The sequence below is a fragment of the Nocardia sp. NPDC049935 genome, assembly GCF_055586645.1.
On sequence record NZ_JBVJHV010000012.1, the window covers coordinates 1 to 11,503 of the forward strand.

Annotated in this window: 12 protein-coding genes; 5 read left to right on the forward strand and 7 right to left on the reverse strand. The window is 61.1% G+C overall.

Annotation, left to right across the window (positions count from 1 at the left end; genetic code table 11):
* Positions 1–261: 261 nt before the first annotated feature.
* Positions 262–1,488: an ApeA N-terminal domain 1-containing protein gene (locus ACZ6SF_RS31840; protein ID WP_466067270.1), complete on the forward strand. Its 1,227-nt coding sequence runs from the start codon at positions 262–264 to the stop codon at positions 1,486–1,488.
* Between the two features lie 344 nt (positions 1,489–1,832).
* On the opposite strand, the gene ACZ6SF_RS31845 is transcribed toward ACZ6SF_RS31840, so the two are convergent.
* Positions 1,833–3,560: an ATP-dependent nuclease gene (locus ACZ6SF_RS31845; RefSeq protein WP_466067272.1), complete on the reverse strand. Its 1,728-nt coding sequence runs from the start codon at positions 3,558–3,560 to the stop codon at positions 1,833–1,835.
* Between the two features lie 312 nt (positions 3,561–3,872).
* On the opposite strand from ACZ6SF_RS31845, the gene ACZ6SF_RS31850 reads away from it, so the two are divergent.
* The gene (locus ACZ6SF_RS31850; protein ID WP_466067273.1) at positions 3,873–4,184 is read left to right on the forward strand and encodes a hypothetical protein; all 312 of its coding nucleotides are present in this window, start codon (positions 3,873–3,875) and stop codon (positions 4,182–4,184) included.
* Positions 4,185–4,511: 327 nt separating this feature from the next.
* On the opposite strand, the gene ACZ6SF_RS31855 is transcribed toward ACZ6SF_RS31850, so the two are convergent.
* Together ACZ6SF_RS31855 and ACZ6SF_RS31860 are read right to left on the reverse strand one after the other, a co-directional pair.
* Positions 4,512–5,060 (reverse strand): GNAT family N-acetyltransferase, encoded by a 549-nt coding sequence (locus ACZ6SF_RS31855; protein WP_466067274.1) that lies wholly within the window; start codon positions 5,058–5,060, stop codon positions 4,512–4,514.
* Positions 5,053–6,375 (reverse strand): helix-turn-helix domain-containing protein, encoded by a 1,323-nt coding sequence (locus ACZ6SF_RS31860; RefSeq protein WP_466067276.1) that lies wholly within the window; start codon positions 6,373–6,375, stop codon positions 5,053–5,055. Before ACZ6SF_RS31860 ends, ACZ6SF_RS31855 begins: the two co-directional genes overlap by 8 nt.
* A 358-nt stretch (positions 6,376–6,733) precedes the next feature.
* Between ACZ6SF_RS31860 and ACZ6SF_RS31865 the strand changes: the two genes are divergently transcribed.
* Entirely contained in the window at positions 6,734–7,036 is a 303-nt protein-coding gene (locus ACZ6SF_RS31865; RefSeq protein ID WP_466067278.1) for a hypothetical protein, read from the forward strand.
* Between the two features lie 155 nt (positions 7,037–7,191).
* On the opposite strand, the gene ACZ6SF_RS31870 is transcribed toward ACZ6SF_RS31865, so the two are convergent.
* Complete coding sequence (locus ACZ6SF_RS31870; RefSeq protein WP_466067280.1) at positions 7,192–7,512, reverse strand: helix-turn-helix domain-containing protein; 321 nt, start codon at positions 7,510–7,512, stop codon at positions 7,192–7,194.
* A complete protein-coding gene (locus tag ACZ6SF_RS31875; RefSeq protein ID WP_466067282.1) occupies positions 7,509–7,877 on the reverse strand; it encodes a type II toxin-antitoxin system RelE/ParE family toxin in 369 nt (122 codons plus the stop codon). Before ACZ6SF_RS31875 ends, ACZ6SF_RS31870 begins: the two co-directional genes overlap by 4 nt.
* A gap of 155 nt (positions 7,878–8,032) precedes the next feature.
* Between ACZ6SF_RS31875 and ACZ6SF_RS31880 the strand changes: the two genes are divergently transcribed.
* Positions 8,033–8,806 carry a helix-turn-helix domain-containing protein gene (locus tag ACZ6SF_RS31880; protein WP_466067284.1) on the forward strand — a complete coding sequence of 258 codons (774 nt, stop codon included), beginning with the start codon at positions 8,033–8,035 and terminating at the stop codon, positions 8,804–8,806.
* Between the two features lie 42 nt (positions 8,807–8,848).
* Entirely contained in the window at positions 8,849–9,196 is a 348-nt protein-coding gene (locus ACZ6SF_RS31885; protein WP_466067286.1) for a hypothetical protein, read from the forward strand.
* A 167-nt stretch (positions 9,197–9,363) separates the two neighbouring features.
* Here ACZ6SF_RS31885 and ACZ6SF_RS31890 read toward each other — a convergent pair whose 3' ends face one another.
* Both ACZ6SF_RS31890 and ACZ6SF_RS31895 read right to left on the reverse strand, forming a co-directional pair.
* The gene (locus tag ACZ6SF_RS31890; RefSeq protein WP_466067288.1) at positions 9,364–10,203 is read right to left on the reverse strand and encodes a hypothetical protein; all 840 of its coding nucleotides are present in this window, start codon (positions 10,201–10,203) and stop codon (positions 9,364–9,366) included.
* A 7-nt stretch (positions 10,204–10,210) separates the two neighbouring features.
* Positions 10,211–11,299, reverse strand: a complete 1,089-nt coding sequence (locus ACZ6SF_RS31895; RefSeq protein WP_466067290.1) for a WXG100 family type VII secretion target — start codon at positions 11,297–11,299, stop codon at positions 10,211–10,213.
* Between the last annotated feature and the right edge of the window lie 204 nt (positions 11,300–11,503).

The following is an 11,503-nucleotide window of genomic DNA, read 5'->3' on the forward strand; positions in this document are numbered from 1 at the left end:
CCGGGTATTTCTTCGGTGCTGCCACGCGGGGCTCCTTCCCGGTCCTATCGGACCATGCTCAGAGCCCTCCAAGGAAGCGGGGGAACCTCACCCTTGACGGTGGAGGGGCGCGGGAACATAATGCAGGCCACCAGCCAGCAGGGCCATGCGGCCGAAGATCGCGAATGCCAGCCTCTGAGGGGCTGAATGCTCCTTCTACCATGGGCTATTCATGTGTTCGTTCGGCGCCGCGGCCTGCCCTGCTCAAACTATCGTGGCAGCGTGGACACACTGGAAGCATCGGGCCATTTCTGGTCGCCTGACGACACGACGAAGCGTGTCGCCGGGGATGTGACATGGGAGCCGGGGGCGCGAGCTCGTCTGACGCTCAAGACTCGGCTGGTCGATGAGCTGGCGAATCAAGTCTCCATCACCAAGACTGGCCTGAGGATTTCTCGTAGCGGCGACCCGGCTCGGATCGTTGCTGACTACGCGCCGCGTGTCATCGTTGGAGATACCGCAATCGGGCCTGTGACCTGCATTGACTCATACCTCCAGCACCCGGCAGGCAACATGATCGACTATGCGAGATCGCCACTGCGGCAGATTTGGGAGCCGTACAAGCTCATCATTGGCGCTCACCTCATCGACGGCTTCTCGACGAAAATTGATGCCATATCTGTCGTCCTCGATAACCCCGGGTGGTGGGCTCACCTAGCTGAAAATGACTCGGCCTCCAGCGCAGCTGGCAAGATCGAATGCACCTACAGCGATGACGGAGAGGTCTGGCTCACGCTGAGACTAGCGTCCGATCTGTCGTTGCGATCCGCTGACCGTGCTATGTGGTCAGTGATCACGCTGGCGAAACTGGCGCTCGACGTGGATTTGACCCCCCTCCGCGTGCGGGTCCGTGAAGCAGGTCAGACGGATTGGATCACGGTGAAGTCGGATAGTCAGGACCCGAGCAAGACCTCCTGGCCAAACCCTCACAACCTCTTGCCGCCAGAATCACTCACGCTCGAACGACTCGCGCGATGGCTGGAGATCGAACAGAAGATGGACGGGCTCGCTGCTGCCGTCGCCGATCCTGTCGAGGACAATGCTGTCCAGGTTCATGCGCTCACAGCATGTTCGCTGGTAGAGGGGATACACAAACGGATCATTGGGGGAAACCCGGAATACGTGCGTCGCGCTACTGACCTCCACAGGATGGCACTGCGCGTTGATCGCGAAGTGACGGCTCCTGTCACCGGCTGGGCGAAGCTGGTCAAGAAGGCCCGCAATGATCTAGCACACCACAACCCGATCGTCTCGTTGGATGTCCAGCTCTACAACTGGATGATCGTGGAGTCGTCGGTCATCTGGGTATTGCGGCTGTGCCTTCTGTCCCACGCTGGGTTCGGTGCCAAAGAAATACGCGATGCGTTGGCGGATCACCAGCGCTACAGGTTCTACCGCGAGAATTTGAAGATGCACGTCAAGGAGCGAAGCCAATTAGGTTCGCGTTAGATGGCGGGCATCCACGTCGACAACTGAGCACTTCTTCATTCGGCAACTCGATGGAGCTGGACCACAGCCAGTCGACCGGGCAGAGCGCCAGCTGAATTGATCTGTAAAGAGTAAGCTCGGTGAGCACCGACGCCGATGAGATCATGATCCTCGACACCGCCGGAGACCACTCGATAGCGCGAGCAGGATCGATCCCGGGCATCAGCGCAGCGGTCCGGGTCAACGATCCAGGACTCGGGCAGGTAGAGCTCCCGGTCGATCAGCGCCCGACCCGCGCGTCCCGAATATGCGAGGAAGGCGAACAGCTCGCGGGTATTCTTCGACCACCGATCATGATTTCGAGTCTACCGTTCTTCGCGCGCCCAACCGACGATTTCATCTATTACGGCTCGAATGGAAGGAAGTGGTATATTGGAGAGGTCGAGCTTGCGAACGACACTCCGGACCCCACTCGGAGTTTCTATGGGCAGGTTGTAGCGGTCGTACGCAAACCTTTTCCAGTTAACCGAGTCCGACGCGCCCTTGCCTAGCGATTGACGACACTCTGCGACGAGTTCTTCCCAACCTGGGAAATCCGGGCTGTAAAAGTCATTTACTGCCTTAGGCGGCAGGACAAACAACAGGTCCGCTTCGGTAACACCGAATATCTTAGGTGCAGGCAGTTTCTTTCTTGCCGCTATTTCAAGAATCTTAATAAGCTTGCGCTCTTCAGAGGATCGCTTTCTACCCGACCGACTCTCCATCGTTAGTGGATCCGTTGCGTCGGTTAGAATCCCGATCTTGATTCCGAGTTCAGTGACGATTTCGGAATCGATGAGCCCTTCGAGGTTTTTGGTGCCGTGGATCGGGAGGATTTTGATACCAGCAGCCTCGAGTTCGATTCCGGCATACTCGTCTAGCACAGCCTCATCGAGGGGGCCCTCAACGAACAAGATAGCCTTGTGAAGCGAAAGGATTGAGGCGGGGTGCATGCCGATATCGCGTGCCAAGTCTTGCAGTCGGGTAGTTGCAGCGGTGGGTAACGTGCGAGCTGACGTTGTAACCAGATCAGCATCCCGGGTCACGTGCACTAGGGTTATCCCATTTCCTGCCGCGCGGAGGAATTGTTCGTGATGCGAGGCGACAATCACCACTGCGCCGTGATGGACCATGCGCTGACACCAAGCGACCATGCTCTGTACAGCCGCCGGATGAAGGTGAGCTTCCGGCTCGTCTACCAGCAGTATCTTCCCGGAAAGCCCTCGATCTCCAAGGGCACTCAAGGATTTCACGTCGGGATGCTGCTCCATGAGGTGTAGCGCGATCTGGATCGCGGCTGCCATCCATCTCGCGGCACCGCTACCGGCTGCATCAATGGTGTCAGCACATTGGGTAAGACCGCGCTGGTCGTACTCAAGCAATACTTTCGGCATTCGTTGCCATAGGCTCGGAACCGTGACGTGCGCTCGAATCTTCCCGTCGACGAAGTCGGGGAGCAGGTCCGAAGACAACTGGCTGAGCTGTTCGACCCGCGCTTCCGTTGTTGGCGGAATTCGGTACTCGAAACCTCTATCGGTCATTGGAGTTGACTCAAGCCATGGCGAGTCGTTCCGCCTGCGCTGCGCCTCGGTCACCGCCAATTTCTCAATGGCAGACTCGACCCTGCCATGAATGTCACTGAAACTCCAGTCGAGGAACAGGACATGTGGGCGGGGAGCGTCAACAACCTGACCCCGCCACTCAAATATCTCGTCTCGGAGTAAGTCGTCAAGCTGATTCCGGGATTTAGTAAAAGCCACTTCGCTCATGTCGATACTACCCGCTTCACCAAACGCGGCTAATGACGCCTCTTCGTCAAAGGGCAAGCCAGACTCAAGCTGAACCACCACCGCCCCGGAAGGATTGGAGCCACGCCCCGACGGCGAGTCGCGAAGCCTACGCTCCGCATTTGGCTCTAAAATACCGAACAGAGTTTCGAGGATGCTGGTCTTGCCGGCATTATTTTTACCGAAAAGCACTGTGAATGAGCTCGCCTCAAACTCGATATTTTCAATCGAGCGGTGACCATCCAGCAAAAGCCGGCGAAGACGCACCCCGCATACTCCTTTTTCGACAGGCCGTTGAAACGACCGTTGGTTAATATCGTGGGCCACAACAGCAGTCAGCGCCTTCTCGCCGAAGTCTCAACAGTTCAACAAGATACCCTGGACGGACGTCAAGTCGCGAGGATCGTACAGGAAGCTTGAAGTCGCGTCAGGCCGAGCAGCCGGCTCGGACAACGGCCTGAGCAACTTACGACGCTTCGTAACTGACGGCGCTGCATGCACTCTCGGTAGTCGACATGTTCCTGCGGGATAGACAAACAGGCCGTTGCCGATCTCAATGGCCGCCGACGCGTCGATACCTTGGTCGGGCGCGCACCCGCCAAGGCATGGCATCGGGTCTCGGCCGGACTCGGAGAGCGCGGAGAACGTCTCTACGACTGGGTGTGGGCCACGCTCCCGTATTTCGGTGATCTGCCCGCCGGATACGCACGGACCCTGCTGGCCCGCCGTTCCCCTGAGGACCCCACCGATATCGCCTACTACCTGTGCCTCCATCGCGCCACCATCGAGCGCGAGCAGGTCGTAGCGGTCGCCGGGACCAGACGGGCGATCGAGGAATGCTTCCAAGCCGCCAAGGACCAATGCGGCCTGGATCACTACCAGGTCCGCTAATGGGAACCCTGGTACCGCCACGTCACCCTGGACATGCTCGCCCACGCCTTCACCGCCGTCACCGCCGTCACCGACCCAAAGCACTCGCGGACTGGGCCCACTCACAGTCGTCGACATCCGCCGTCTCCTGGCGATAGTCCTGCACCCAGCCCGCACCATCACCCACACCCTGGCAGCCACCCACTGGACACGACGCCACCAACACCACACCCGAGTGCTCCGCCATCGACGAAACTGATTATGAAAAGACGAAATCCCACTATCGTGCTAACAGATCTGCCTCCGCAAACTCATTCTGAACTGATCTGTAAGTGCGGTGGATCCCGCTTACAGCAGCAAACTTCGAACTAGTGCGTCGAACGTAGGGGCGCCTTCCCAACTCGGCTGTAGAACCCCTACCCGAGACCAACCCCATATTCGATACCGCTCATACGCGTGCTCGTTCGTCGGGTCTACCAGCAGTGTCGCCCGCCGCTCTTCCCGACCATCCAACAGCTCGTCGTGCAGCGCCCTTGCGTAACCTCGGCCGGTGCGCTCGCGCACCACCATAATCTCGGACAGCGCGAAGGTCCGCGTCCCATCCTCCGTAGTAAATTCTGGTTCCTCGACGTCAAGTCGCAGGTTGCTCCACCAGCGAGAATTCTCGTTAAGCGGCCACCCCCACGCCTGTCCGATTGCCTCACCATCGGCGTATAGCACGACCAGATCGAATCCTGAATTGTTCGTGTAGGCATCGAATCTGCGCATGGCCGCTTCCAATGACTCGAACGGGTCACCGCTTGCGACAGATTCCGCATAGGCACGCGCATACACATCCTGCACGGTGTCACGGATCTCGTGGGCACCCAGTTGGTCGAATCGGCGGAACTCAGTCAACTGCTTGGCCTTTCGTTGTCGTGAGCGCATCGAACCGCTCCCGGAACTCCTCAGCTTCGGACCCAGCGTCGGCCGCGAGCCGGACCGGCTTCAACACCCGCAATGTGCGCGGCGAGGCAACCGATTTCTCCAGGGTTTCGAGGACTGGTTTTGCTGCCTCGATCGCTCCTGACGCGTCACCAGTGCGAGCCAGGGCAGCCGCGAACCAAGCGGCTGCGTTAGCCGCGTTTCGAGCACTCGCTGGTTCCGCCGCCGCGACCTCGTACAACGCCAGCGCCCGGCCATGGTTCCCTGTGGCGGTATGGGCACGTGCTTCATGCCCACGTATCTCCGAGTGTGTGACGAACCGCAGCCAGGGTTCACAGGCCTCGGTCGGCTCGTACTCGACGGCAGAGTCCATCTCCCGCCAGGCTGTAGACATTGCGCGCGCTACGCCGTGCCGGTCGCCAGCCACACCGTGGGCCGCTGCCTGTCGCGCGGCGATCAGGGCGTGAATACGCCCCGGCGGACGACGTCGGACCAGGTCTCCGGCACGTTGGATGAGCATTAGCGCATAGGAGGGAGAAGCTTCTCCACGCCGTGCCAAGCTGATGGTCTGCAAGGCGGAGTTCAGCGCCGCATGGACGGTCAGATTGTCATCATCCGCTGCGGACGCCAGCGACAATGCATCGGCGTAACAGCGCCGAGCGACATCAGTCTGGTCCGCATCGTGTGCAAGCCAGCCCGTCTCCACCGCAAGCTCCCCCACAGCGGACATCCACGCGCGACCTGTCTTCTCGTCGAAAGCGGAGCCGTGCAGAAGACCTTGAGCCTGTGCCAATGCACCGACAGCATTCGGCAGAAGATTGGCTCCGCCCACCGATTGGTCCAACGCCGTGAGTTCGGAGGTGAACTCTTTGAGCCGCTTCACGTCTGCGATCCCGATCCGAGACGTGCTCGAATGAGGCACCGCCGCGGCAATGGCTGCAAGCTGACCGAATTGGCGACGGTTCACGGCGTCCTCCTCTCCATCGACCCCGGCGGTCGGCGGCAGCTGCACCGGCGATGGAGGCCGAGCGGAGGATATGGCGAGCGCAAAGCGGCGCATCGCCTCAGGGCTGAGCCTCGCCAGCCAACTATCGAGGTCGGCGGCACGTTGCCCGCGCACCGGCCGCGATTCGGTGGCACGTTCCCATTTTCGCACGGTCGCAACAGACCACCCGATCTGTTCGGCGAACTGCTCCTGCGTCATCCGCAACGCCGCGTCACGCAGCGCCCGCACCTCGACCCTTGTCCACACCTCCACGATCACGCGAAACCCCCTGTCGCTGCGCACTTAGCGGAAGCGTAGCGGTTCTTTATGACTGCTGTCCCTGGGACCGCGAACACCGGTCGATGAGGCTTGATCCAGCCCCGGCGCCGGGTCGAACCACCAGGTGGGCCAGCACCTTACGAGCCCGCCGACCACGGAATTCCTCGGCGCCGGGTGCACGCCATGACACCCGACCAGGAGGCACTGTGCGCGAACGACCACCTCTGCCCAAGCGACCGGTGCGAAACCGGGCAATGGAAGCGACCGTCCGGCTGTTGCGCGACCAATACTGCATCGATACAGCAACATTGGAACGAGTGGCGGCCGGGCTCCGCACCAGTCGCGATGTCCCGGAGCTCGTCACCGACGCCGATATCGCGCCATGAGCCACTCGATCGCGTTCGGCTGGATCAACCACGACATCAGCCGAGCCCCCGAGACCGACCGCGACCACATACACCGCCTCGCCGACCGACTCGGCTACCACCTCGTATGGCCCGGCGAACACTCGGTGCTACGCGTGGCCGACCAGGCACGCAACGCCGACGCCGACCTGGTGATCCTGCCGGCACCCGACCACCTCGGCCCGTACGAACTCGACGCCGTACTGGACGTCGCCGATGTGGAAACCGTGCTACCGCGTCTCAGCTTCCCACGCTGGACCTCCACGCAGGACACACCATGAGCGCCCTGGTAGTGGTCGGTTACGCCATCGCGATCGGACTACCGCTGCTGGTGATCGCGGCGACAATTTGGTGGCCCTGATCGTCGCATCGCGAATAGGCCACCGGCAGTAGCACTCGGGTGCGACGGTGCAGCCCTCCGTCGGAGGCAGTCATCTCACGCCGCGGGGTCGGTCGGCATCTTCAGCAGATGCCCACCGATGTCCGCCAGCAGCTCCAGCTTCCCGCCCAGCGCGGAAACGTACGCGGCGAGAGCCTCGACCGTCGCGACCTCGCCATGCTCGATTTGCGACACCCGCCCGGGGCTGACTCCCATAATCTCGGCCAAGCCCGCCTGCGTGAACCCCAGCCGCTTCCGTTCCTCGGCAAGCTGGTAGCCCCACTGCTCGGCCATGATCGACCGACGACGACGTGTGGCTTCCTCTTCGCCCACACGGCGGCGATAGCCTTCACGATCCCATTTGGAGAAGCTACTCATCGCCCTTCCTCCTCTGCCCGTTCCTTCAGATACACCGCGTACAGCTCTTCCGCGCGAGGAATCGCCTGCTCGTACCAGGCCTTCCACTGCCCGGTCTTGTCGCCGCCGGTCAGCAGGATCGCCGACCGCCACGGGTCGAACGCGAACAGCACACGGATCATCGTCTGTCTCGGGCGTAACTCCTTCAAGTTGGCAAGTTGTGAACCGGTCAGCGTGTCGACGAGTGGGCGCCCCAGGGTCGGCCCGTATTCAGCGAGCACATCGACAGCCGCTTCGACCCGCTCAGCAGCCTCGGGATCGGAACGTCGCAGGCCGGACATCCACGCGGCCACCTCATCGGTCTGGTAGATCTCCCATTGACCCACCACTGGACTATAGCAAATTCTATAGTCCAGCCCACTGGCCACAGCGTGAAGAATTGCGACGCCAATGAAGGCCAACCGTCGACAGCCATCTTTTCCATCCCTACAACATCCGGTAGGGTACATACCCTGTACTGACCGGCCACTAGGAGGGTCCAATGCCCCCGCGCACGAAGAACGGCAGCCCCTCGCTCGGATCAGCAATCCGGGACCGACGAATAGCCCTCGACCTCAGCATCGAAGAAGCCGCAGCCAAAGCCGGTATCGGTACGAAGTCGTGGAGTCGCTACGAGTCCGGGGGATCAATTCGAGCGGACAAGGTTCGGGGCATTTGCAAGGCGATGGGATGGAGTCGGCTCCCTGAAACAGGGCAGAACGACCAGAAGCCTGATGATGACGGCTTCCTCGGCACAGTCGATCGAGATCATCGCGCGTGGTCTGCCGCGTTGGAGGAGAACTTCGGCCGGGAATGTGCGGTGACGTTCGCGGTTGGAAGCGATGTGCTCAGCGACCAGATCAACGACGACCTTTCGAAACTGGCCGAGCAACCGCGAGCAGCACATCTGGGGCAGCTGTCTGCATCGTGGCTCGACGGGGAACTTCCGCCTCAGTTCGTACCCCGATACGATTACGAACTCGTTTATGCCCTGGGAGCCGCAGTAAACACGCTTCGCTTGCGTTTCTCCGCAGGACACCTACGCGCACACACGGTACTGGAAGAACTAGCTCTGTACCTCATTCTCAGCCAAGCTGAAATACTTGCCGACACCTACCCAGAGTTTGAAGCAGGGGTCGATTGGCGCGGATGGCTGGGCGACATCCTCGACGACCTCGACGTCGAGGACTGCCTCTACACTTCGGTTCGAGCGTTGAATCCCGGCCATCCCTACCACTTCGACCGCTGGAGCGAAGAGCAGTTCTACACCGGGTGAAACCAGCAGGCCCTTTTCCACCCAGTAAATGGAGCAGAATAGATGCGACCTACGATCCGCAACGGGCTTGTCGCCGCCGCGATCACCGCTACGGGACTCACTGCGCTCACGCCGTCCGCCGCCGCCCAGCCCTCCATGTACAACCCGGTGATCACGCCGTGCAGCCACCTGTTCCGCACACCACTCGAGGGGCCGCGCCCCGGCACCGACGTCTATTGGAGCCCGTTCGGCACCGCCGACATCGTCTGCTTCGACGCCGACATGGGAGGGTTCAGCTTCTATCAGCGCGATCCATGGGGCGGCTGGCACCCAATGAACGAACTGAGGCCCGGCCACTTCTTCTATGCGGTGCCCACCTCGACCGTGCCCGACCAGGCCACCTGGGGCTGAAACTCCGAACGCGCGTACGGATTCATGGTCTCGGCCAGACCCGCCCGCGTGAATACCAGTCGCTTCCGCTCCTCGGCAAGCTGGTAGCCCCACTGCTCGGCATCATCCTGGCGTCGAAGCCAGTGCGGGTTACCCGAAAAGCCTGCGCGCGGACCTCGAACGGTCGGCTAAACGGTGGCCCAGCGGTTCAGTGCCGCCGGAGTTCCGAGTTCCATCCGAGCCTCGGGAGTGTGGGCGTAATAGGTCAGGAATCGGAACAACCGGTGGGCATCGGCGGCGAGACGAGGGCATTCGAGGATGACCGCTCCGTTCGGCGCCTGAACTTCCAGTTTCCAGAACCGATACGAATTGCGTCCGAATCGGATGGATGGCGTGCGCAGGCGATTCCGTACAGCTCCCTCCCAGCCGATAACGCATATCAGCGGGGTGTTCTGCATCGACGCGGCAAGCACACCGGTCACATCCGACCACGGCAGACTCATCCGGGAACTCCAGCCCTCGTAGACGATCTCCTGGGGCGTGAGCACGAGACTCGCCCTGCGTATCCGACCGGCCAGAGCGAGACCTGTTGTCGAGGCGAAGAATAATCCCATACAGAATGACGCGAGCGCGGGAATCCAGAGAATCGGCTGCCCCGATACCGCGATTTCGAGACTCGCTCCGAGCAGCAGTACCGCGAAACAGAAGCACATCAATTGGTACAAAGCGAAGGTTGGAATCGCGCCGGGAATGGCGGTGGCGCCTGTGCCGTCCACCGATTCCAGTCGGATCCCGCTGGTGCTACGTGTTCGCGTGACAAGCCCCGCGATTCCCATGACCGCGAGGACGAGCATCGCGATACCCAGTAGAGCCACGTATTTCGAGGCGGCATGGCCGAACTCGTCGGCGCTCCCCCAGCCGGCCAATGCCAGCACGAAGCACATGGCCGCAAACCCGGCCAAGAAGACGGTCGACAGCAGTATCGTTCCGACATAGCGAGCCGAGGTGCGCCAGGCGGTAGGACTCATCGTTCGGTCAGAAGAGCGCATTCCACGCCTTCGATACCCCACCACCGATGGCATCGCCCGTAGCCTCGAACGCATCGATACCTCCGTTGATTGCGTTGCCTACGCTGAGACCATCCTGGTACAGAGCATCGACAGCACCAGAAGTGAAAAGCCCAGCACCGGCGCCGACGACCGTCCCCACTGCGGCACCGGCAACGTTACCAACCCCTGGAAAGACGCTGCCAATGATCGCTCCCGTGGCAGCACCCGCAGCAACGGAAGCACCGAAGCCCGCCGCTCCCGATACAACTGCCTGTTCAACAGGTTTGCCGTTGTGGATGTCGTAGACAACACCTGCAACCGCAAGCGCGCCGCCAACCCTGAAACCAATCTTCGCGGACTTGGTCTTCGCATTTGATGCCTGCTCATTGAGAGCGGTAGCTGTGCCCGAAAAGTCACGCGCGAAATGCATGTTGCGATAAACGACTTCACGCGGCGAGCCGGCCGGCGCGAACCTGGCGTCGTCCATCAACGCGGTCGCAAGCTGGGAAGCGCTCGACGCACTCTGCAGAAGCTTCGATGCATGTCTTGTAGCCATCACTCCGGCCGCACCATTGATCATGTCACCGATGACGAGGAACCATTTGTCTTTGACGTCGTTGACCATATTGTTCCAGGTAGTGCCCCAGAATTCTTCGGTGTCCCGCACCTTCTCGGCTTCCGCGGATACTGTGCTGTAGGCGGCGATCTTCGTGGCGTCGTCATCGGAAGGCTTCTCGATTGTGGTGCCGGTCAGGGTCAACCCGGCCTCGGTGGCATGGGTTCTGACTGTCGACATATCGAGCTGCGCCTGCTGGACCTGCCCTGCCAGGTTCTCGAGCGCTGTCGCATACTTCTGCACCTCAGTGAGAAAGGTATTCGCCTTTGTGGCCGCGTCGCGTGTCTTGGTGACGAAGGCGTCACCCGATTCCCCATCCCAGCCGGATTCCGCAAGGCCGCGAACCTTGTCGAGATCATCGACAGCCGTGGAGAGTTGACTGCCGAGCGTGTCACGCAGCCACGCTGCGCTGGCACGGATGCTTGCTGGATCACCCTCGATCTTCGTATCGATAGTCACGGATCAGCTCGCATCCCAGCTTGTCCGGAGAACGACATCGGCGGTCGTGTCGTCCTGTTCCTTGTATTTGTTCGCGGCATCGGTCACTGCGGAGCCACTGGCCGCCATGCCTTGAGGTTCCCCCGCATTGTTGGAGGGCGGGGTTATCAGGTTCCGGCCGGAACCGGGTGATGGTAGCTCGCCTCGAACTCATCGGGTGATCGC

What these genes read in the sequence shown, in the direction of transcription:
- ACZ6SF_RS31885 (WP_466067286.1), top strand. Translation starts at nt 8,849, where the DNA reads ATGCGACCTACGATCCGCAACGGGCTTGTCGCCGCCGCGATCACCGCT.
- ACZ6SF_RS31880 (WP_466067284.1), top strand. Translation starts at nt 8,033, where the DNA reads ATGCCCCCGCGCACGAAGAACGGCAGCCCCTCGCTCGGATCAGCAATC.
- ACZ6SF_RS31890 (WP_466067288.1), bottom strand. Translation starts at nt 10,203, where the DNA reads ATGAGTCCTACCGCCTGGCGCACCTCGGCTCGCTATGTCGGAACGATA.
- ACZ6SF_RS31865 (WP_466067278.1), top strand. Translation starts at nt 6,734, where the DNA reads ATGAGCCACTCGATCGCGTTCGGCTGGATCAACCACGACATCAGCCGA.
- ACZ6SF_RS31870 (WP_466067280.1), bottom strand. Translation starts at nt 7,512, where the DNA reads ATGAGTAGCTTCTCCAAATGGGATCGTGAAGGCTATCGCCGCCGTGTG.